This window comes from Shewanella eurypsychrophilus, assembly GCF_007004545.3.
Lineage (GTDB): Bacteria > Pseudomonadota > Gammaproteobacteria > Enterobacterales > Shewanellaceae > Shewanella > Shewanella eurypsychrophilus.
Window position 1 is genome coordinate 775,130 of record NZ_CP045503.2, and the last position, 23,353, is coordinate 798,482.

The 23,353-nt window shown below is 44.0% G+C and carries 17 protein-coding genes; 6 read left to right on the forward strand and 11 right to left on the reverse strand.

Features of this window, described 5'->3' with window-relative positions; genetic code table 11:
- The first annotated feature begins 381 nt into the window (after positions 1-381).
- Together FM038_RS03150 and FM038_RS03155 are read left to right on the forward strand one after the other, a co-directional pair.
- On the forward strand, positions 382-1,416 hold the full coding sequence (locus FM038_RS03150; protein WP_142871921.1) for an NAD(P)H-quinone oxidoreductase: 1,035 nt from the start codon (positions 382-384) through the stop codon (positions 1,414-1,416).
- 462 nt (positions 1,417-1,878) lie between these two features.
- The gene (locus FM038_RS03155; protein WP_142871922.1) at positions 1,879-2,316 is read left to right on the forward strand and encodes a hypothetical protein; all 438 of its coding nucleotides are present in this window, start codon (positions 1,879-1,881) and stop codon (positions 2,314-2,316) included.
- A gap of 89 nt (positions 2,317-2,405) precedes the next feature.
- Here the strand turns inward: FM038_RS03155 and FM038_RS03160 are convergent, their stop codons facing one another.
- The 8 genes from FM038_RS03160 to cutA form a co-directional block, all read right to left on the reverse strand.
- On the reverse strand, positions 2,406-3,431 hold the full coding sequence (locus tag FM038_RS03160; RefSeq protein WP_142871923.1) for an aldose epimerase family protein: 1,026 nt from the start codon (positions 3,429-3,431) through the stop codon (positions 2,406-2,408).
- Between the two features lie 78 nt (positions 3,432-3,509).
- Positions 3,510-4,676, reverse strand: coding sequence for a galactokinase (galK, locus tag FM038_RS03165; protein WP_142871924.1), 1,167 nt, complete (start codon positions 4,674-4,676; stop codon positions 3,510-3,512).
- 336 nt (positions 4,677-5,012) lie between these two features.
- Entirely contained in the window at positions 5,013-6,437 is a 1,425-nt protein-coding gene (locus tag FM038_RS03170) for a solute:sodium symporter family transporter (protein ID WP_142871925.1), read from the reverse strand.
- Positions 6,438-6,498: 61 nt separating this feature from the next.
- Entirely contained in the window at positions 6,499-9,678 is a 3,180-nt protein-coding gene (locus FM038_RS03175) for a glycoside hydrolase family 2 TIM barrel-domain containing protein (protein WP_185965741.1), read from the reverse strand.
- A gap of 61 nt (positions 9,679-9,739) precedes the next feature.
- Positions 9,740-10,711, reverse strand: a complete 972-nt coding sequence (locus tag FM038_RS03180; protein WP_223292990.1) for a TolB family protein — start codon at positions 10,709-10,711, stop codon at positions 9,740-9,742.
- Positions 10,712-10,797: 86 nt separating this feature from the next.
- The gene (locus tag FM038_RS03185) at positions 10,798-12,423 is read right to left on the reverse strand and encodes a cation:proton antiporter family protein (protein ID WP_142871927.1); all 1,626 of its coding nucleotides are present in this window, start codon (positions 12,421-12,423) and stop codon (positions 10,798-10,800) included.
- Positions 12,424-12,561: 138 nt separating this feature from the next.
- Positions 12,562-14,406 carry a protein-disulfide reductase DsbD gene (locus FM038_RS03190; protein WP_142871928.1) on the reverse strand — a complete coding sequence of 615 codons (1,845 nt, stop codon included), beginning with the start codon at positions 14,404-14,406 and terminating at the stop codon, positions 12,562-12,564.
- A gap of 75 nt (positions 14,407-14,481) precedes the next feature.
- A complete protein-coding gene (gene cutA / locus FM038_RS03195) occupies positions 14,482-14,805 on the reverse strand; it encodes a divalent-cation tolerance protein CutA (RefSeq protein WP_142871929.1) in 324 nt (107 codons plus the stop codon).
- Between the two features lie 302 nt (positions 14,806-15,107).
- Between cutA and FM038_RS03200 the strand changes: the two genes are divergently transcribed.
- Positions 15,108-15,686: an FxsA family protein gene (locus FM038_RS03200; RefSeq protein ID WP_142871930.1), complete on the forward strand. Its 579-nt coding sequence runs from the start codon at positions 15,108-15,110 to the stop codon at positions 15,684-15,686.
- A gap of 17 nt (positions 15,687-15,703) precedes the next feature.
- Here the strand turns inward: FM038_RS03200 and FM038_RS03205 are convergent, their stop codons facing one another.
- Complete coding sequence (locus FM038_RS03205; protein ID WP_185965742.1) at positions 15,704-17,536, reverse strand: protein kinase domain-containing protein; 1,833 nt, start codon at positions 17,534-17,536, stop codon at positions 15,704-15,706.
- A 294-nt stretch (positions 17,537-17,830) separates the two neighbouring features.
- Between FM038_RS03205 and FM038_RS03210 the strand changes: the two genes are divergently transcribed.
- Together FM038_RS03210 and FM038_RS03215 are read left to right on the forward strand one after the other, a co-directional pair.
- A complete protein-coding gene (locus FM038_RS03210; RefSeq protein ID WP_142871931.1) occupies positions 17,831-18,175 on the forward strand; it encodes a hypothetical protein in 345 nt (114 codons plus the stop codon).
- Positions 18,176-18,340: 165 nt separating this feature from the next.
- Positions 18,341-19,000 (forward strand): thiopurine S-methyltransferase, encoded by a 660-nt coding sequence (locus FM038_RS03215; RefSeq protein ID WP_142871932.1) that lies wholly within the window; start codon positions 18,341-18,343, stop codon positions 18,998-19,000.
- A gap of 339 nt (positions 19,001-19,339) precedes the next feature.
- Here FM038_RS03215 and FM038_RS03220 read toward each other — a convergent pair whose 3' ends face one another.
- Together FM038_RS03220 and FM038_RS03225 are read right to left on the reverse strand one after the other, a co-directional pair.
- Positions 19,340-20,368, reverse strand: coding sequence for a porin (locus tag FM038_RS03220; RefSeq protein WP_142871933.1), 1,029 nt, complete (start codon positions 20,366-20,368; stop codon positions 19,340-19,342).
- Between the two features lie 540 nt (positions 20,369-20,908).
- Positions 20,909-21,967: a porin gene (locus tag FM038_RS03225; protein ID WP_142871934.1), complete on the reverse strand. Its 1,059-nt coding sequence runs from the start codon at positions 21,965-21,967 to the stop codon at positions 20,909-20,911.
- Positions 21,968-22,473: 506 nt separating this feature from the next.
- On the opposite strand from FM038_RS03225, the gene tcdA reads away from it, so the two are divergent.
- Positions 22,474-23,343, forward strand: a complete 870-nt coding sequence (gene tcdA / locus FM038_RS03230) for a tRNA cyclic N6-threonylcarbamoyladenosine(37) synthase TcdA (protein ID WP_142871935.1) — start codon at positions 22,474-22,476, stop codon at positions 23,341-23,343.
- Positions 23,344-23,353 lie beyond the last annotated feature (10 nt).

A 23,353-nucleotide genomic window follows, 5' to 3' on the forward strand; every position in this document is an offset into this window, starting at 1 on the left:
TTGGCCTTGGAATTTATTGTCTGCTGAGCAGATCTTATTGATGTAATTGAAAAAGAAGTGACCACATGCATGACATCTAACTATGCAACACTTGCCTCAGAGTTTTATGTAACACAAACGCAACAATATACTGCGAGGATATAATATACAATATAAAGATGGTTATTTTGACAGCAGTCTGAATCATTCTTAACTTGTAATAAATATTATCTTTATGATTTTTAATGTTTTTATTTCTTTTGAATAAGAGAGGTAAACTTGTAGTGGATGAAATAATGGGAAGAGTTCAGTCTAGGTTAATCACGATTTTTAAGAATTGATTGAACCAAACAGGCTTGGGGTGTATCAATAAGGGATATAAAAGCTGATTTGATAGTGTCTATGACAAATGCCTCACCCCCCCTTGATTACCAACACATAGATTTTCTCCAACCTGGCTCTGCAGATGTGATGTTTCTCAATTGTTCGCCTATGGTAAAACCTGCTAAAGGCCAGATACTCATAAAGGTAGCTGTAGCTGGGGTTAATGGTCCTGATGTTGCTCAGCGAAAAGGTGTTTACCCAGCCCCTAAAGATGCCAGTCCTATTTTGGGCTTGGAGGTGGCAGGGGAAGTCTGTGGCCTTGGTGATGAAGTCACCCAATGGCAATTAGGTGACAAGGTGACGGCGTTAGTACCAGGTGGAGGATATGGCGAGTTCGTGGTGACGTATGCTGAGCATTGCTTACCTATCCCTCAAGGATGGACGCTAGAGGAAGCTGCTGCTATTCCTGAGACTTTCTTTACTGTGTGGGGCAATTTGTTTATGCGGGCTGGATTAACTGCTGGTGAAACGGTACTAATTCATGGAGGTTCAGGTGGAATAGGCAGCGCCGCTATTGTGTTAGCAAAAGCCTTTGGTGCGCGAGTAATTGCTACCTCTGGAAGCGATGAAAAGTGCGAGTATTGCTTGGGATTAGGTGCAGACCTAGCCTTAAATTATCAGCAAGATTTTGTCGTGCCAGTCATGGAACATACCCAAGGGCAAGGTGTCGATGTGGTATTTGATATTGCCGGTGGCGACTTTATCAATCAGAACTTAAAAGCCCTGGCTATTGATGGTCGTATGGTGTCTGTTGCGATGCAAAGAGGGCCAAAAGCTCAGGTGGATATTTTTAGATTGATGGCCAAACGTATCACATGGACTGGATCGACATTGAGACCACAATCCATAGAGGCTAAGTCGAGCATTGCTTGTGAGCTGCTTGAAAAAGTCTGGCCCTTACTGAATAAGGCAGCAGATGATCGAACCCATCGATTAGTCCCCAACATATTTGCAAGATTTCCATTGTCTGAATGCGTCAGTGCACATCTGCTTATGGAGTCAGGCGCTCACCGTGGAAAAATAGTGCTAAGCATAGAGAGGTCGAATGTTTGAAAATATTTTAATACTGATGACTTCGTTTTGTCTTATTGCCGACATATGTCTGTCACTTAGTTAGTTCAGTATCCGTTTTATCGAGTGCTAAATTTATCCTTCAGAGGTTTATCTAACTTAAAATAAGCAGAGATCAATATACTGATTTTACGCGTTTTGTTAGTTAAGATTATGATATTGCTTATATACCTGGTTATGTTCTCTGTTGTTTATTTATTCTTTGATTAAATTCTTTACTAAGAAAAACTTGAATAACTGAGTCTTTCTACTAAATTCGATAATGACTGGTGTATTCAATATTTGAGTGATCAGCTATCGGTAAAGCTAGATAATTATTTTTTATCACAGGTAAACATTAGGCAGTTGTTGACCAAACTAACCTCGATAGGTAGAGAAGGTAGGTGTTCAATATAGACACCTATAGTCTCTCCTGTATGTGTTGATTTAAGGGTATTGGCATATATGTATAATACGACGAAAACGACGATATGGTACGGCGAATTAAGAACTGCGCAGGGCAATGCGATTGTCATTCATGACAAACAGTTTCCCGACGCTCAAGCTGGGCGAATCTATCTCTATAATGCCGTTAGAGACTCGATTATCGAATATGCTGAAGAGATAGTGTCTGGCAATTTGCATGATCTCGATAAAGCAAAAATTAAAGCCGCCGAAGATACTTATGGTGCGGCGTGGGACTCGGCTCGTTCGGAGTTTATGGAGAGGCATCAGGGCTGGGTTGATGCGAATGCGACTAAGCATAAGCCTCTTATTACCAAGGGAAAAGCCAAATCAAAAAAGCGTGATGAGGTCGCAACGACCTCATCAGATAACGAACCTGGTTCTGAGAGTCTGGACAGAGAGTTTGCTAATGGTTGGTCCGGTGGGCTAGAAGAATAGTTTTCCCAAGACTTGCCTGTCGAAAGAATTTAATACCAATCGGTATAAGAGCCTAGCGCCTAAAGCCTAGGCGCTTTTCTTTTTCTGTATTAAAACTCATAACGGCTGATATGGTGGTATACCTCGCCTGGTTTGATCCAAGGGTTGGTAGCAAGAGAGACCTGATTTGCTGCATCAGGTAGTTGCTGAGGCTCAAGACAAATGCCTTGATGCTGCTTGAGAACCTGACCAGCTTTCCCCGGATTTCCCTGTAGAAAGTTAGCACCGTATACCTGCACGCTAGGTTGATTGGTGTAGAGCGTCATAGTTCGACCTGAAGTAGCAGCGCTTAATGTCCCAAATCGCGTGAGTTCAGAGCCTGTATTTCCTGTCAGGTAGCAGTGATCAACCCCTGAAGTCGAAGTGAACGCCTTTGCATTTTGCATAATAGAGAAGGACTTACTCTGGCGACAATCGAAAAGTGTGCCCTTTACATCACAGATCCCCGTTGGAATACCGGTTTCATTTAGCTCAAGCAGTTTGGTGCTGTCTATTTGTAGATGATGTTCACTATTACTCTGTGAACCGCTTCCCTCAAGATTGAAGTAGCTGTGTTGAGTCAGGCTAATGGGGCAGGCCTTATTGACGGCTGCAAAGATCTCCATATAGAGGTTATTACCGACTAAGCGGTAATCTAACTGGATATTACATTGCCCAGGAAATCCCATATCGCCATCTGGACTGATCAAATTTAGGCGGATACCATCGGGAAGCTGGCCCATATGCCATTGTTTACGGTTAAAGCCTTCTGTACCGCCATGTAAGCAGTTTCCTGACTGGTTAATATCCAACTGATATGCTTGACCTTCGAAGCTCATTTTTCCATTCGCAACACGATTAGCATACCTTCCAGCAATCGCGCCTAGGTGAGCATCTTGTTTCAAATAGTCTTCAACCGAGTCACATCCCAGTACAATATTACTGCGATCTTCATGACGATCCGGCGTCCACAATGAGCGAATTATTCCCCCTAAGCTCAATACTTCGGCAGCGATCACGCCATTATCAATGATGACACGTTCAATCTGACCACCGCGAGGATCGATCCAGGGGGATAACGGGCGAAAACGTACCATGGGATATCCTTAAATTGAATTATGGTCAAGGCTCTGGTTCTTAGAAGCTAGAACTTAGTTGCTAGAACCTAGTTTTTTTTAATAAACCTCTTCATCGACACGAGCCGCGCCAGCACTGGCTGAACAAAGGTATACTGTCGCTTCAATTCCTGTCTTTTCTGAATATTGGCTTTCTATCGCTTCGACCACAGCATCGGTGAGTTCATGATCAACTAATGCAACCACACAACCGCCAAAGCCGCCACCTGTCATTCTGACCCCACCGCGATCGCCGATCACCTCTGAGATAAGTTCGACTAAGGTATCGATTTCCGGCACGGTTATCTCAAAGTCATCTCGCATCGAGGCATGAGATTGCGCCATTAACTTGCTGAGTTTAGCAATGTTGCCAGCTTCTAGTGCGTGACTGGCATTCTGGGTGCGGCGGTTCTCGGTTAATACATGGCGGGCTCGTCGATAGCTGACATCGGATAGTGCTAGCTTGGCAGACTCAAGCTGAGCGAGATCTACATGCCTTAAGCTCTCTACACCGAAGTGATCAGCAACTGACTCACATTGCTCGCGTCTTAAGTTGTATTCTGAGTCGACTAGGCCACGCTGAACATTGGAATTGACTATGATGAGACTTAAGCTATCGGGAATGTGTACAGGTTGACTATCTAAGTCTTCACAATCGATAAGTAACGCATGGTCTTGTTCGCCAAGAGCACTAATCATCTGATCCATGATGCCACAAGCGCAACCGACGTACTGGTTTTCGCCCCGCTGAGCCATCTGAGCAACAGCGAGTGGTGACAGTCTTAGCTGACTGCAGTCATTTACAGCGGTACCAAATGCGATTTCAAGTGCGGCTGATGAGGAGAGACCTGCGCCTAAAGGCACATTACCAACGATGGATAAATCTAATCCTTTTGCAGGTAGACCAGCCGCTGACATTGCTGCTGTGAACCCTTTAAGGTAATTGATCCAGCTATCGCTTGGGTTCATTTTACCTTCCAGTCCAAAGCGCCACTCTTTTATTTCACCTGGAAAGGCATCAGATACGGCGCGAAAGGTATCATCATCACGGCGTTTTACCGCAATAATTGTATGGAAATTGATGGCAGCTGGTAGTACAAAACCATCATTGTAATCAGTATGCTCACCGATCAAGTTTACCCGGCCTGGGGCTAGGTAGAGATCGTCGGCAGTAGTGCCAAAGGTTTGCACAAATAATTTGTTCGCGCGCTGTGCGGGATTCGACATGCTTTAAAGCTTCCCTTATAAAATGATTGCTCAACCCTGCATAGCAGGGGATGTTAACCAGTACTTGGTGACTGTTTTGTTTTTTGGTTTTTTGAATATTTATTACAAATAAGACGAGTTAACTTATTCTGTAATAAAATATTACATAGGTTTTTATATCACGACTGAGCCGAGGCTGTAACTGAGTTTTTCGTCATTCTTATGCTAAAAATTCTCATTACTAATATTTATGCTAATTATGAGGTTACTTTTAAGTGTTTATACCTAAAAAGTAGTATGCATAGAGTTGTTTTAACGACTCTATGAGTCGTTAAAACAACGGCTAAAATATGACTCTTAGCTTTCGGCTACTGGTGCTGGCAGCTGAACTTGTTCGCCGAAGACAAACTTGCTTAATGCCAGTGTGACTAAGATTGTGGCGAGTAGTGTGATTGCCATCATATGGATGAAGTGCAGCGGGCTCCAAATAAAGGTAAATACCGCATAAACTAAGACACCGAAAACTAAACCGATTTTTATCGCCTTAGCGTTAACATTTTTAAATACTAATGCACAGATAAAGGCGGCTAAAACAGGCATAGAATACAGACCATTTAACTGCTGTAGTAAAGAGATAATACTCTCTGATTGCGCGAATACAGGCACTAAAGAGACAGATATCATGGTGAAAACCAGCGCGACTCGAGTGCCAATTTTACGAACATCAGCCTTGGGGTTAAAGTAATTCTGGTGAATATCACAGGTATATAGGGCGGCGGCAGAGTTAAGGCAGGAGTTAAATGAACTCAGCACGGCACCGGCTATAACCGCAGCGAAGGCACCAGATAACCAAGACGGTAGAATGTCACCGACTAATCTTCCGTAGGCCACATCGCCCACGTCACCATAGAGTTTAAAGGCAACGATACCCGGTAGTACCACGATAAAAGGCACGATTAACTTCATCACTACGGCAGCATAGAGGCCTTTTTGTGCCTCTTCTACCGATTTGGCTGCGAGTGCTCTTTGGGTGATCACCATGTTGGTGCCCCAATAGAAGATCTGAATAAAAATCATACCTGTGAGTAGTGTGTGCCAAGGGATATCTGATTGATCGTTACCTATGAGTGTAATACGCTCGATAGGGATCCCTGAAAGGTCCCAATTGACGGCATTCATAGCAAGGTAGGAAACAATGATCCCCATGGCTATCAAGCCAATACCATTTAGCATATCTGAGATAGCGATGGCTCTGAGTCCACCAAAGATGGCATATATAGCGCCCACGACTGCAAAGATGAGTGCCAACATAGTGACTGAAATTTGTAGGCCAAACATAGACTTCATAAACAGCGAGCCGGTATAGAGCACGACAGGTAATAATATGAATGCATAGCCCAGCATAAAGAGCACCGAGACCATGGCACGAATACCTTTATCATTATACTTTCGCTCTAATAGCTCTGTGGTCGTGGTGCAGTTGTATTTGTAGTAGATAGGGATAAGCCACTTAGCCAAGATTATTAGGCCGATAGCCGCAGCTATTTCCCACCAAGCAACCAGCAGCGCTTGGGCGCCATTCATGCCGACGATCTGCTCGGCACTGATATTAGTCATCATCAGCGAGCCCGCTACAACGACCCAACTAAGGCCACCGCCAGCGAGGAAGTAGTCCTTACTGTCGCTAGTATCGCGCTTGATATTGCGACATTTTAGGTAGGTAATGAGTCCTACCGTTGCCGTTAGGCCAAAAAATATGACCAGTTGAATAATCTGTTCCATCTTAGATTCCCTTTCTTATTATTGATTAGTCTATTGCCTAACAAAGGCACCTTGACGACATTTAGTCTCTGGCAATTTTCTCGAGCTGGCTGTTTGCATTCACTGGTGACAGTCTGAACTCAAAGTTTATTGGCTCAGCCTTGATTCGATAAGCTTCATGCACTTGTCTGCCCCATGATGTATCACCACCAACGCCCATCTGCTTATAGTCGATATTCCAGCTGACAAATTCCCGTGTTGGGATCTCTGCACCGTGGTTTTGAGTGACAGGGACTAAACCTGACGCAGAACCTTGTGCATCACCGATTCTAAAGTCGATATCGGCTTGGGAAAAAGGCCATAAGCTGGTTTGCATCTGTTTCCTTGCTATTGCCATGATGCCAACACCTGCATGATTTGTGACGGCTGCATAGCGTACATGGCTTCTCTGTCCTGTTTCTTGTGGGCGAGAATAGCGATGGAATAACTGCTCTATGGGTTGTTGGTACCAGCCTAATGGATTACCAGAAAAGCGATCGGCATAAGTTTCTTGTGGACCGCGGCCAAAGTAGCTCATAAAACGACGATCGAAGGGCAGGCGAGTGCTAAAACCAAAACGTGGCAGGTCTGGTAGCTCAACATCTCCAGGAGTAAATTGGCTATTAATCACTAGCTCAGCCTGCTTATTAAGATGATATAAGGTGACTAATGAGAAGTTTAGCTGTGGATGTTTTTGGCTGACTTTTATACCGTGATTGTGCTTTTCAATTGATGTGACTTCGAGCTCAGCAGCAGCGTCTTGCCAGACGCCTCCCCAAGTGGGCAGGCCATTGCCTAAGTCATTATCTGTTGGGGCACGCCAGAAGTTAGCCATCAAAGGCGCGATAATTTGCGTTTCAGTGCCATTGTTAACTTGGGTTAGCCAGCCAGAGTGCTTCGAGATCGCATAGCTGTTGTCTTTGAGAGATATTTGCCACTGATTGCTTGTTTCCAAGATGTGGCTATTTTGGCTGATATTCTGAGGTGATGGCGCAGCTTGTTGCAGCTCAAATTGCTCGAAGGCGAGCTGGTGGCCGGCTGGTAATAGTGGTTGAGGCGTATCTACCTGAGCCGATAGTAACAGGTGATAGTCGTAGTTAGGATCAAATTTGACCGCTTGTTTTGCTAGCTCTAGCTTGATCTCTTGGCTGTTACCCGCTGTGATGTTCGGCATCTTTATTGTGCCTTCATCAATGGCTACACCGTCTTTTTGTAGCGACCAATTGAGCAACAGTTCATGAGTCGATTTGAAGTCATATTTATTGCTGAGTGTAAACTGAGCGTGTTGGCCTGATAGTTGAAAATTATCGAAGCGCAGCGGTTGATAGACTCGCTTTACCTCACTCAGATGAGGATGAGGGTTACGGTCTGGATCCACTAAGCCATTGTTGAGAAAGTTGCCATCGGTAGGCATATCTGGATGATAGTCCTTGCCGTAGGCCCAATATCTTTGGCCTTTCTCGTTGGTGAAGGCGAGAGATTGATCGACCCAGTCCCAGATGAATCCACCTTGCAGATTGGGGTATTGTTCGATCACATCCCAGTAATCCTGCAAATTACCCACAGAGTTACCCATAGCATGAGCGTACTCGATCATTATTAAAGGTCTATCTGAGTGATTTTTAGCGTACTTTTCGATGCGCTCAATCGATGGGTACATGGGCGCAACTATGTCGGTATAGGGCTCAGTGCCAGCAGGTTCATATTGAACCGGACGGCTAGGATCTCTTTGCTTAACCCAGTGATACAAAGACTCGAATAGTTTGCCTTCCCCAGCTTCATTACCTAAAGACCAGATGATAATGGAAGGATGATTCTTATCGCGTTCCACCATACGTTCGACTCTGGCTTGATGGGCAGGTAACCAGCTCATCTCGTTGCCAAGTTGCGTTTTTTCATCGATGGCCAGTGGGTGGGATTCGATATTGGCTTCATCGATGATATACATGCCGTACTTGTCGGCGAGTTGTAGCCAATAAGGATCGTTAGGGTAATGGCTTGAGCGTACGGCATTGATATTATTTTGTTTCATCAATCGAATATCGTTTAGCATGCTTGCTCGGCTGACCACATGACCCGTATCGGGATCGGTTTCATGGCGATCAACACCGCGTATGGTTATGGCCTTATTGTTGACCAGTAGTTGGCCGCCATCTATCTCTATCCGCCTGAAACCTAGCTGCTGACTGCTGGCTTGGAGTAGTTCGCCATTGTCGTTTTTCAAGCTCACGATAAGTTGATATAGCTTTGGCGTCTCGGCGCTCCATAGCTGTGGCTGTTTGATTGCGGCAGAAAATTTAACCTCTTGATCACCAGATAGATTTATCGATTGAGTTCCTTTCGCGACCTCGCTGCCGCTGGGAGATAAGAGTTGGAATGCCACTGTGACGTCATCGGATTCTTGATGATTTTTCAGCGTTAAATTTAATGCTAGTTTGGCAACCGCTAAATCACTGGAGACTTGTGAGTTAGCATCAATATCGGCAATTCTTTGCTGGGCTGTGGCGTAAAGGTATACATCTCTTTCGATACCACTCATGCGTAGCATATCTTGGCTTTCAAGATAACTTGCATCACTCCAGCGAATGATTTTCATAGCGATCAGGTTCTTACCTGTGTTCAGGTATTGTGTAATATCAAATTCGGCGGGCGTTTTTGCCCCTTGGCTATAGCCGACCTCTTTACCATTGACGAATAGTGCGAAGGAGGAGCGTGCGGCACCTACATGAAAGAAAACCTGTTTGCCTTGCCAGTTTTCCGGCAGGGTGATCTCCCGACGGTAGCTACCCGTCGGATTATGCTCCGTTGGTGCATCAGGCCAGCTGGTGGTGAAGGGGTAGCGCTCATCGAGGTAGATAGCATGACCATAGCCTTGAGTCTCCCAGTTACCAGGGACTTGGATAGTGCTCCAGCCAGATGTTGAAAAGGTTTCCTTGGCGAAATCCTTAGGAGCTGAGGCTGGATTTTTGGCATAGTGGAATTGCCAAATGCCGTTAAGATCTAAGTAATTTTGACTAGTACGCTGGTTATCCTTGCCTGCATTGATGATTGAACTATATGGGAAAAAGCTGGCATGAGGCGCTTGTTTATTGATCTCAAAAATGGTGTGGTCTTGCCAGCGTTCAGCGGCAGTGACTAACGGGCTTGAAAGGCTTAAACCGACGATTAAGCTGCTTAGTTTAAGACCTGTTAGCTTGGTCTGAAATGGTATTTTTGGGCTCAAGGTGCTATTCCTATAATTATTATTGTATTTCTAACTAGCAGTCGTTTCTAAAGATGCAGAGCTACTTTCTGCTCCAGACAATCGCCATATGCTTAAGGTCTGGACTTATAGCCACTCTTGAAGGGCTATGGTGCAACTTGGTGGGTGGTTGTAATGTGCTAATTGACTGCCAAGTCTTTTGTCCTAGTTTGAGAGTGTTAACGCTTCTTAGCCGATTGGTATCAATATTAAAAATCCAGCCATTGTTGCTCCAGGCATAATCTTCGTTGCCGTTTCCGACACCTATCAAGGGGATATGGCTACCAGATAGTGGATCGAAACGTTTAATCACCCGATCGCCATCTTGCTGTTTATGCAGGTAGCTGAATGCTTTCTCTTGGGGGATAACGTGAATACTTCGACCTGCATTGGCCACCACAAAGTGCCGCTCATCGGCACCTTGAGTCGAATCACTCGTTGATGAGGCCTCGAAGTAGAGGCTGTAGGCGTAGCGCGCCCAGAGTAGGGTGCCTAGCTCGGGATGATGTGCATAATACCCAGTCGGGATCATGCTTTTGATGGTGCGGCTTGGTGTTTGTTGGTCGGCTTGCTGCCACACACTTTGATGAGGCACCCCTTGTTCGATGATATAACGGATCCCAGCGAGTTCATCCTGTTCAGTAATGAACGGTTGAGGCGAGTACTCGCTTTCATTGGGGGTGTGGGTAAGCTGCTTGACTCTTGAGTTACTGTTTTTATTTAGCTGATATTGATAGATGTCGTTATGCTCACCACTTCTATCAGATGCAAACATGATGTGCTGGCTATCAGAGCTAAAGGCTGGCTGATTATCATAGCCTTCTCGATTGGAAATAGGTGAAGCACTGCCAAGTTGCCACTCAGTTGTTTGGCTGTCGAATGTCAGTGGATAGAGCCAGATGTCATAGCCTGAGGCATATGCAGGGGCAAAGTTAAAAATAGTGACTAATAGTAAAAGCGCACTAGAGATTAGCTTGTTGGTGCTTTGAGCGTGTCTGGTCTTTAAAGGGGTCACAGCAAAGTATTTCCCATCTGATACAGGATGGGAAATACAATACTAGATTGTTAGGATAATGTATACAATTGGCTTGTGGGCAAATTTTATCCCTTGTTTTTCATCTCTTCGGCATTTGAAAGTGCCACATGCGAGTCAGGTAGTAGATCATTGACTACATGGTCGACAAAACCCGCTCCCGCCGCTTCATAGAGGTTATAGACACTATGAACACCGGACTGTTTTAAAGCGTCTGCATCTTCAGAAAATTGAACTATTGCGCTTATTTTTCCGCTGTAATTTAGTCGCTGTAGCTGCTCAACAGCGAATAGGTTACCTATGTGATGCGGCATCGCTAATAGTACTAACTCCAGGTTAGGCGCATGTTCCAGCTTCTCCCAAAAATCGGTATCTGAAGCATCCCCCTGAACCACATTACGGTCATGCTCTTTGTGGTAGTCGACCAGCTCTTGTTTATGTTCAATACCTAAAATCTCACCATCGAATTTGGCACTAAGCTCATCGTATGCACCGCTACCGATCCGGCCCATACCTAAGATGAGGAAGCGTGGATTTCCAACGGGAATTTGTCGATCCTCAGGGTGTAGTGGATGTTTCTCTAGTTTCTGTAATCGGCCTTGGTATTTCTGATACAGGCGGCTGGAGACCGCATTTAATGGGGCTGCAAGCAGGAAGCTAATACTCAGGGCTACGGCTAAGATCACTAACCATTGGGACGGTAACCAACCTTTGGTGGTTGCCACTGCAGCCACAATAAGACCAAATTCGCTGTAGTTACCTAAGTTAAATGAGGTCATCAATGAGGTTCGCGATCTGAGCTTAAAGTGTGTGAGTAAATATAAGAACAGCAATATTTTTATCGGTATGACTAAGACCAACAAGGTCGCAAGACCTATGTCTGAAAAGCTTGGTAATCCATTAAGGCCAACGGTGAGGAAAAAGGCAACGAGGAAAAGCTCTTTAAAGTAAAACAGTGATTTAGCCAGCTCTGATGACTTAGGGTGGCCAGCTAACAAGATCCCGATAATCAAGGCGCCTAAATCAGGTTTCAGTCCAACGGCTTCAAATAACCAGCCTCCGAGTACGAGTGCCATGACTAAGCCAAATAGTACCAGCAACTCGCCATGACCTACGCGATCGAAGGCCTTATAGATAAGTGGCTTAGCGAAGGGCAGCAGGAGTAAACCAAAGGCCCATACCGAAGGCATGTCTCCCTTAGAGATAGTAAGGAATGCGACAGCAAAAATATCCTGCATGATGAGGATACCTATGGCAACCCGGCCATAGAGAGACTGCATATCACCTTTATCTTCCAGCACTTTTACTGCGAAAATAGTACTTGAAAAGCTTAAGGCAAAGGCCAGTAAGGCAAGCTGATTAAAGTCTAATCCTGTGAGTTGATCTAGCCCTATCATTCCCAATAATTTGAGTAATGGGATAAAAAATAGCATCGAGCCCATTAAATGTAGACTCGAACCAGCCCATACCTCAACTTTGAACAGACTTCTGATATCTAACTTAAGGCCTATGGCAAACAGGAGTAAGGTTACACCTAGCTCAGCGAGCTGTTCCAGTAAAGGTAGGCTAGATTCTTCTATGCCAAATAGAAATAACACGAAGCCTGCGACGAGATAGCCAATGAGTGGGGGGAGTCCGATACGACTGACGAGCATGCCACATGCCAGAGTGATAATGAGTATGGCGGGTTCCATGATGCTCCTGTTTAAATAATTTTAATTATGTAGGGTAAATACCTCTTATTGTATAAGAATTTGATGAAGTTTAAATGAATATTATGCCAAAGAAGGTTCCAGGTACTAGATCCTAGGACCTAGAACCTGGGTTCTGTATTACTGGCTAAGAAGTATATCTAAGTGTTTCGAAAAATCAGCAGGCTTCATAAAGCCCGTGACTCTTAAATCATCTCGGCTATTTCCATCGGCATCAAACATCAACAGGGTAGGTAAACCCAGTACGTCATAGTGTTCCAGCAATTCAATATCAATGGCATCATTTTTGGTGACATCAGCCTGAAGGAAAACAATATTTGCGAGGCGTGCCTGTACTTGAGGATCTTTAAAGGTGATGGCTTCAAACTCCTTACAAGCGACGCACCAATCTGCGTACAGATCTAGCATAACCGGTTTGCCTTGAGCCGAAGCAGCTTCAACTTCAGCATTTAAGTCTTCAAGAGACTTAATGCGCTTATGATTAACCAGATGTTCAGTGTTGCTGTTATTGGCTTGTGGTTGGAGGCCTAACTGACTCATTACCGCTTGGAAGCCGTAAGAGAAGCTAGCAAGCAATAACAGAGTCAGTAACACAGAGCGAGTCGTTTGTTTCCAGTTAAACTCGGTGAGTTTGTTTTGATGGATTAAATACCCGATTAAGGTTATGCCCCAAATTGACCAAAGAAGGTCTGATACCAGACCAGGCCAAATACGACCAATCATGACGACTGAAACGGCAATCAGTAGGAAACCAAATATGGTCTTAATAACATCCATCCAGCTACCCGCTCTTGGCAGTAACTTGCCACCAGAAGTACCAATTATCAGTAGGGGTAAACCCATACCCATACTAAGTACATATAGCGCAAGGAAGCCTTGTAATAAGTCGCCAGTCTGTGCCACATAGATAAGCGCGCCAGATAGCGGAGCTGTAGTACAAGGTGAAGCGACTAACCCCGAGATGATACCCATGACAAACACGCCAATGACGTTACCGCCTCTTTGGTTATTTGAGAAGGTATTCATCTTTTCCTGCCATTTGTTAGGCAGTTTGAGCTCATATAGACCGAACATGGACAGGCTGAGTACAAAGAAAAGAATAGCCAGCACTATGAGTACGGCTGGGTGTTGCAAAGCAGCCTGATATTTCATTCCAGCAGAAGCGACAACCAAGCCCACTAAGGAATAAGTAATGGCCATACCTTGGACGTAAACCATAGATAAGCTGAATGCTTTAGCGGTAGATAGCTTCTTGCCTTGGCCGACGATAATCCCAGATAGGATAGGGTACATAGGGAAGACGCAAGGTGTGAGTGCTAAGCCTATGCCCAAACCGAAGAAGATGACTAAGGTCCAGATCAGGCTGTCGCCTGAAAGCATCTGACTCAGAGTATCTTGTTGAGTGATAGGCGCTTGAGTCGTTGCTGTATCAAGGTTTACTTTAGCACCAGCAAGCTTTTCGCCAGTGGGAAGTTCGTCGGTGAGCAAGCCATCATTGGCTGCGACCACATTCAGTAAAGCCGTTTTTTTGGTTGGAGGGAAACAGAGTTTACCTTCGGCGCAGCCCATAAAAGTCACATTAACAGAACCGCCTTCGATAGCCTCTCTGATTGCGATAGGGATCTCTACAAAAGAGTAATAGACCTCTTGTTCGCCAAAGTATTCATCGTGGTGATCTTTTCCTTGTGGAATAGACATCTCACCTAAGGTTGCACCATCGGCTTCAAACTTGAGTTTGTCACGGTACATGTAATAGCCGTCGGCAATAACCCAGCTAATTGTGAGGCGATCATCTTCTTGTTTGAAATCGAAAACGAAAGCTTCATTCACTGGCATCAGCTTAGGTTCATCTTTCAGAAAATCGAATTTATTACTGCTAAAAATGCCTTCACTGTGTGCTAACGGTGTTAACAGCAGTAAAGAGGTAAACACTAATGACATTGCGATAGTGACTAATTTTTTCATGATTTCTTGGTTTCTTCTTTCCGTTTAATTCACAGAGTAAATCGATATAACTGGTTGTTTTTTTATTCTTGGTAACTAAATTTGTGTCATATTATCAACCCAATTTAGATATTCAGGTAAACCATGACTTATGGGGATGGCGATAATTTCAGGAACTTGATATGAATGCAGTTGAGCGATAAGGCTTTCTAAAGCCGGATAGCTATCTTTAGTGCATTTTATCTGTAACTGATATTCAAGCTCCTGACACACTTCACCTTCCCACTGATAGATAGAGGTGACTGGCGATGAAATTTGCACGCAAGCAGCGAGCTTCTTTTCGACTAACTTTTTAGCCAACTCTGTTGCGCTCTCTTTCGAGGGGCAAGTCGTGAGGACTAGCAGCAGCTTGTTTTGCATTGTATCGCCTATTATTTAAGCTAGATTAAAGTTACGTTAAGCTAGCTTTGCTAAAGTCTATCTATAAACTCAGATCAACGGATACTATCTGAGGCTTAGGTTTGTACAGTGGGCATACTCTACGACTTTTAATTGGTGCTTGCATTAAGACATCGCTAAAATAGTGAGCTTATACAAGATTGGTCTTATAGAGTCTGGTGAAATCTCCATTGCCGTACTTGAAAATAGACCTGCAAACCCCCATTTAGTTTTCATATTGAGTAAAATAGTTTTTATTAATTGCCGTTATTTGTGAGGTCAGTGTGTTTTTTCTTTTATTAGTGATTTTCGTTCTAGTGCCAGTCATCGAGCTGAACGTACTGATCAGTGTCGGCGAATCATTAGGCAGCTGGACGACTGTCGGTTTAGTTTTTTTCACCGCGATAGTTGGCGTCTCATTAGTTCGGAGTCAGGGGATTAGCACGCTGATGCAAGTGCAGCAGAAGTTATCTCGTGGTGAAGCGCCCGGACAGGAAATTGTCGAAGGCATGATGCTGGCGGTTGCTGGACTACTCTTGTTGATCCCAGGGTTTGTCACTGACTTTATTGGTTTGATATTACTCACTCCCTTTACTCGTATTCCTGTCGCTGGTCTTCTTTATAAGCGTATGCAGGTTAAAGTGGCGGCCAATGGCGGTTTTCAAGCTGGTTTTGGCCCCGGTGGTCCGCAAGCGGGAAACAATCCATTTGATCAGTCTTCATTTGGCGACTCGAACGCGGCTCACCATAAAAATCCAGAGGGTGGCGATACCTTCGATGGTGATTATGAACATAAGTCTGATCCTAGCAATAAGCGTCTTGATAGCCATCAGGTAGATGATAAAGAAGATCCTAAGAACTAGTATCTAGGTCCTAGGTTCTAGTTGCTTTCTTTCGGATTTTTTGGGTAAAAGTATTCTTCCAAACAATCTATATGGCTAAATTTGCGTGTATTTTTATAGGGAAGTTTCATAAAACCTGATACCCCTTTGCCCTGAATTTTACCTACATGGCTCAATATTCTATGTAAACTGGCCCGAAATGCAGCCTGTTTTCTTGGGTTTAGCAATCTTAGATAGCTATGGACCTTCATGTGCTTAGGTAAGACTTCGAAGATGATACAGCCGGTGTGGTGGATTTTGTTGATCCAGGCGAGTTCGGTCATGATCTCTGGCGGCAGTTCTAAGTTTTCATCGGGATCACGGCCATCTTCAAAATAGGAATGTAGGCGAGATTTATCTTCTTGTGATGGCGCACTCCCCACCTCAAAGGGCAACTCCTGCTCAGGATCGATATTAAAGGGCGTGTTGGTATCCTCTCGCTCCAAGTGCAGCGTGTCTCGAGCATTAAAGAAACACGCTTTAAAAACACCGATCCGTTTAATGCCTCTTGCCAGCGTGACCATATTATTCACAGCCAAAATCAGCGCTTGTTTCTCATTGGCATCGTAGAGAGCAAGGTTTGAATCGACAAATACCCCCGTTTCTCGCCAATGGATCGCTAGGCCGCCGACAATAGAGTACTGGCTTATTCGTCCTACGGCGGCGATAAAGCCTTTTTCTGTGTCTCCCATGCCAGCCATAAAATTTCGGTAGTACTTTTCTAGCTGAAGGTCATCCATTTTTTCGATGGGATCTTCGGTGTTATGTTCTTTTAAGAAAGATTTTCTAGAGCTATAAATAACCGTTTCCACATCCCGTTCATGGGAGAGCTCCCAGATGGGGATCGCTTCAATTAATGGCGATTTTAGTATATCTGGTAGGTGTAATCGGTGGCTGTGTAGCATGCTTTTTAGAAAATAATCCCCGGCTCGGTTACGCTGTATAGGGTCATCACTGAGCATGTTATCTAAGGTTCTTGCTAACTCAACCGGTAAACCAAGAGAAGTGGCTTTAATGACTTTACTGCCAAAGCGGCTAGCTTGACCGGAAGCTATGGCATATAGGGTTGCCGCCACACCTTGTTCGTCGAAACGAGTCGATGATAAGGCGCCATTGAGCTGCTCCTTTCCGATAAAATAGACATCGCCCATTCTGGCATTAGTATGCTGCTGATCGTTTGACATCAGATCCATCACATTACCATTTACCGGATTACCTTTTGCGTCCCTTTGGGCAAATACTGCCGAGCCCCAATCGATGAGGGATAGGTGATTGCTTTTGACGTCATAAACCAAATTAGAAGGTTTAATATCACCATGAACTAAGGGGCGACCATGATGCAAATATTGCACTATGTGGGCTAATTGCCGGGCGATACTCATGATCATGTAAGCGGGTAAAGCACCGCGCTTGAGGCAAAGCTGCTCGAGATCTTCTCCCGGGGCTCTGGCCATCACCAGAATGCCCTGTTTGCCTCCATGAGCAAATTTTATCACAGGAGGCACATTAGGGTGCTTTACCTGGGCGAGCATAAAGGCTTCCTCTTCTAGCCTATCTTGTACATTTTGCGGCAGGGTGACACGTGAGAATTTAAATACATGGGATTCTCCCTGTGGGTTCACCCCTGCAAACACAAACCCATAGGCACCTTTACCTACAAGTTCTAAATCCACATAGCCGAGCTTGCTGAGTTGTTGTTTACATAAACGTATCCAGGCTCGATGCTTTCTTGCATCGTTCGCCTTGAGTAGGTAGATGGACTGCTCTTCAGAGATATAGAAATGTTGCAGCTGAGGAGTCGGCTCAGAATTCATCGGCTTGGATGTAGGCATAGATGTGCTCTGCATAGGTGTGAATGTACGCTCATTACTGGAGATTGATTTATCGATCAGTATAACCTTAAGCCAGTTCAAAGTGCGAGGTGTGATCTGGAGTCACTCTTGCCTGAGTTATATCTGCCTATTGCATTTTATCGGGACGGATCTTGACCTACATCAAGCCAGTAATAATCCCCGGGAGGTAATCTTTTACTTAATAAATTGACTTAACTGTTAACATTTAAGTTTAAGCATATGGACTGGCCTCAGCATTAAATTTCGAGGCTATATTGAATAGAAGGAGGGCGTATGCCAGAGGTAGACAAAGCCCTGTTAATTGAGTTACTCGACTATCCCAGAAAGAGGATCGTCCAATCTATGGAGCTGAGATTTTGCCCCCATGCTGGTTTTTTCAATACCAGCGATGAGCAATGCCTCAACTGCCATCAGGGGATGGAATGCACTTGGATGAATCACAATGATGAATTGGTGGCAGTGGAAGAGAAGTCTGTAAAAGAGATCAAGCAGCAGTTGCTGATCGCAGTAGACTTTGTTGACTCCAGCCTGACCCCACACCACCTCTCGAGAAGAAATTGTGAATGTGATAATTGTGTCTGGTTGAGGAAAGCGCAGAAGATTTTAGCGATTGAATAACACCTAAATTTTGAAATTTCACTCCACCCATTATTTTAGTCAAAATGTAAGTTTTGAATAAGCTTTCTGTTTCTATTAGAGTATCGACAAAAGATAAACTCTAATTCCAAGCCTTTTGTGTTCGCTGTTGCGACTTGGCTTGGAGATGCTGAACAGGATGTAATTATGGAACCCGCTTTTTGGCACGATAAATGGGATGCGAAACAGATTGGCTTTCACTTAGGTGAAGTGAACGCTTTACTCATTAAATACTGGCCCAGGCTAAATCTAGCCAGCAATAGTCAGGTATTTGTTCCCCTTTGTGGTAAGTCTGTAGATATTTGTTATCTTGCTGAGCAAGGCCACGATGTCGTGGGTTGCGAGTTAAGCAAAACGGCAGTAGAGGATTTTTTCTCAGAGAATGAGCTGCAATATTCAATAGAGCAGCAAGGAGAAATTCAGCAGTTTTCGACAGAGCAAGTCACACTGCTTCAAGGTGATCTATTTTCATTACCTTCCGAGCAATTTAGCCATATAAATGCTTTTTATGATCGCGCCGCATTGATCGCCTGGCCAGAATCTATGCGTCTGGCATATGTCGAGAAAATCACAGCACTTATTCCAGCTAAAAGCATCGGCTTACTGATCACCTTAGACTACCCACAAGAGACATTAAAAGGTCCACCGTTTGCGGTGTCGAATGATTGGGTGATGGCTAACATGTCCGATGCTTTTGAGATCGAGCTACTCAGCTGTGATGATGTGTTGGCTGATAATCAGCGCTTTGCTAACAAAGGCGTGCCTTGGTTGACCGAATCTGTTTATAAGCTGACAAAAAAAGGGTAGAAGGTCCTAGAATCTAGTTCCTAGATTTTAGGGGCGAGAACGCTGCGCTCCGAGAGCGGGAACAAGTTCCTTCCGAGCAAAGAGCAATAGCTTCTGGGCATTTGACCTGTCCTTTCCTCGTAGTCGCAAAGCGACTTACTCGGAGGCGTTTTTTGCCGATCTCGCACTCTCGCAGGCCGTAGGCCGCCCTCGAAGTGACGCAGTCACGTTCTCGAAGGCGCTTTTCTGCCGTACTCGATTCTATTTTTATTACCTTATTTTAAACATTAAAAAAGCGACCATCAGGTCGCTTTTTCTTGTTCAATTCTAAATCGTTTATAGAGTCATAAGACTCAACAATTAGAAGTTGTAACGTACACCAACAGTGAATACGTTGTCGTCTTCTAGGTCAAACTTCATACCAGCAAGCTTGTAATCACCTTCGTACATAGCGTAGTGGCCATATACCATAGTTGACTTAGCTACTTTGTAGTCAGCACCAACAGTGATAACTGTGATGTTTACGTCAGTTGTAGTATCGCCTTGAACACCACCAGCATTCTTAAAGTACTTGCTTAGGCCTGAAGTATCAGCGCCGTACTCAGCTTTAAGGTTTACACCGTTTAGGTTGTAAGCAACGTTGACGAAGTAAGTATCACCTTCCATGTTGTTGCTTAGGCTTTCAGAGTTCTGGTAGAAACCACCTACTTTGAAATCACCCAATTTAACTTGAGCAACACCACGGTATGCATCTATGTTAGAGATACCCTTGTTGTATGCACCAGCTACATAGTAGCTCTGAGCTTTTAGCTTCTTATCACCAATTGTTGCACTAAGTGCGTACTGGCTATCAGCATCTTCAACATCAGCTTGATTGTTGTCGGTCATTAGGTAAGTCGCGTTAAGTGTTACTAGATCAGCAATCTTTGGCGAGTAGTACCAGATACCATCAGCAGCACGAGTCTGACCAGCAACTAGACGATCGATATCAGCATTGCTGTTACCGAATAGGTCAACGCCACCTTCAGCTTGCTTGAATACTGTGTCGTTACGACCGACTAGTACAGTACCAGCAGCGCTCTTAAGACCTAGGAAAGTGTTACGAGCCTTAAATACGTCTTTATTTGAAGAGGTGTTCTCAACCTGGAATTCCATCTGGTAAATGACGTCGAAACCATTAGCGATAGACTCGCTACCTTTCACACCCACGTGTGAGAAGTTAGTTTCAAGTACTGTACCGTCTTTACCTTCTTGAGTCGTAGCGCCTGTATCTGAGTTAGTCACAGATAGATCTAGACGACCGTAGAAGTTTGGACCTTCGGCTAGCGCGCCGAATGAAGCTAAAGTTAAAACTGATGCAACTGATGCAGAAATTAGAGTTTTTTTCATGTTTAAGTGCTCCCAAGAACCTAAGTTCTTCTCCATTTTTAAATGGTTATTTATGGTTGGTTATTTTTGCTGCAAGCGTCCGTTCTTGTAGCAAACATGGGGCCGAAGTTTACAGTTTTATGTCAATAAAATTGTGGGCTAGATCAAACTTTTACAGACAAATGGCCCCAGTTAGGCTGATTTATGACTAATTTGACCCTTTTGATTATATTTTGCTCAAAGGCTGTAAAAACCTAGTGTTACGACTACCACTAACTAGGTATTTTGTGATATTGAGTACTAATTACCATGCATTAGCGCACACTTAATAAGCACTAGCTAAGATTGTAATCCAATTGAAAGATTTTGTTTTGTTTTTATTGAATAAACAGACTTTTGTATTAAATCAACGCTGGTTTTAGTCTGAATAAAGGGACTGGTAGTAAGGCTGGAGTGGCTCAGATAGCAAGTTCAGTGCAATAAAAAACGGCAATATCGCCGCTTTTTATTGTTATCACTTATGGAGTTTAAGAAACCATAAATTATAGAGAGTAATGGCGATTAGAAGTCGAAGCGCATACCGACTGTGAAGATATCATCACTAAGATCTTGGCTTACGCCATTTAGCTGCATATCGCCATCGTACTTAGTGTAGTGGCCATAGAAGAGTGTACTCTTACTGATGCGGTAATCGGCACCGACACTGAACTGCTGTAGATCGACATTAGTTACAGTTTCCATACCTGCACCATCGGCATTACCCACGAAGCGGCTAACATATTTACCTAGACCTGAGTCATCACTACCGTACATGGCTTTAAGCTTCAGGTTACCCATGACATATGCGGCATTTACGAAATAAGTATCACCCTCAAGGTTTGAGTACTTTTCGTCAACATGTTCACTGTTTTGGTAGAAACCACCTAGAATGACATCGCCAAGTTTAACCTGCGCAACGCCACGATAGGCTGTAACATCATCAATGCCGTCATTGTAGGCTGCAGATAGGTAGTAGTTTTGTGCTTTAAGTGCTTTGTCACCTAAGGTCGCGCTCAGAGCGTACATGTTGCCCGCATCAATGCGTTCTTCACCGTCGTATTTAACGTAATTGTCTTCAACTAAATAAGTCGCATTGAATGTAACGAGATCGGCAATTTTAGGCGAGTAATAACTGATACCATCGGCTGTTCTAGATTGTCCTGCGGCTAACAGATCGATATCTGAGTTGGTGTTACCAAAAATATCGAAACCGCCTTCAGCCGCCTTAAAGACCGTATCGTTACGACCGACGAGTGCTGTACCTGCCACTGTCTTTAGCCCTAAGAAAGTATTACGAGCTGCGAAGGTGTTACCTGAATTATCGAAGTTACTCACACCGAATTCCATCTGGTAGATCACTTCTAGGTCGTTATTGATCTTCTCGGTGCCTTTTACACCTAACCAAGAGAAGTTATTTTCAATCACGGTGCCATTTTTTTGGTTTTGCGTTGCTATACCTGCGTCAGAGTTAGTAAAAGCCAGATCCGCACGACCATAAAAGTTAGGGCCGTCAGCAAGGGCTGAAAAAGAGGTGACTGCAAGAGTAGATAGAATCGTGGCGGACAGAACTGTTTTCTTCATTTTGGTCTTCCTGTTGCTAGTTCTTCATCGGTGGTTCTACTGATGAAAATAATTAGTTAGATTAGGATTTAACTCTTAATAGTTCTTCATCGGTGGTTCTACTGATGAAAATAATTAGTTAGATTAGGATTTAACTCTTAATAGCAGCTTCTGTTATTGCGATAACTGAAGCTTGGCTTCTGAATTTATCGAGATTGAGTCTGTCATAAATCTGCCATTATTTTATGATGTAGATCGCATTCTTTGGAACTTCTGCTATTCCGATCTCATTATTTTACAAGGCTTTTTTGTTTGTGAAATATACGGGTAACAGTTGAAGGAGGTGCGCTTCCTTGCGGCAATATCTATCTCATTTAATTAACCAAGTTGATGATATTTTGTACGGTATGCAGTGCTGTAAATTGCTGTGAATAAACGTGTCCTTTTAGGTTTAGTTTTTAACCGTAAAATAAGATAAAATCTGCCACCTTGTGATTATGGTAAGCTGAAATTGTAAGCCACTCACAATGTCTAACTTTTATTATTGTCTGGAGTTACAGTTGGAAAATAAGTTGCACTCTGAAGCATATCTGAATCGATTTGCAGGTATTGGCCGTTTATATGGGCAGAAGGCCTTAACTCGGTTTGCTCAATCTCATGTAGCTGTGGTGGGTATCGGTGGTGTAGGCACCTGGGTTGCCGAGTCTTTGGCAAGAAGTGGGATCGGAGAGATCACCCTAATTGATCTGGATGATATTTGTGTGACAAATACCAATCGTCAGATCCATGCGTTGAAAGAGACCATAGGTGAGTCGAAAGTTGAAGTTATGGCTCAGCGGATCTTACAAATTAATCCAGAGTGCAAGGTGAATCAAGTTGAAGATTTCATCACTACGGATAATTTATCTGACTACTTTATTGGCAAAAAATATGCCAGCCCAGAACAAGTAGGAGTATTAGATTATGTGGTTGATTGTATCGATGCAGTAAAGCCCAAAGCGGCTATGATCGCCTGGTGTAAGAGACAAAAATTGCCTTTAGTGACCGTAGGCGGTGCCGGTGGTCAAGTGGATCCAAGCCAAGTTCAAGTCACCGATCTGGCTAAAACCTATCAAGACCCTCTTTTGGCAAAAGTGCGTAACCTATTAAGGCGCGAGTATAATTTTTCTAAAAATGTGCAACGTAGATTTAGTATTGAAGCAGTGTTCTCTACCGAGCAGTTAGTCTACCCTCAAGCCGATGGCAGTGTGTGTAACAGCAAGGCAAATGTTGATGGCAGTATGCGTATGGACTGTGCATCTGGCTTCGGTGCAGTAACGGTTGTCACTGGTACCTTCGGTTTTGTTGCGACAAGCAGAGTCCTTATTAAGCTCGCAAATAAGGCTAATCAGTCATAAGAAAGTGTCA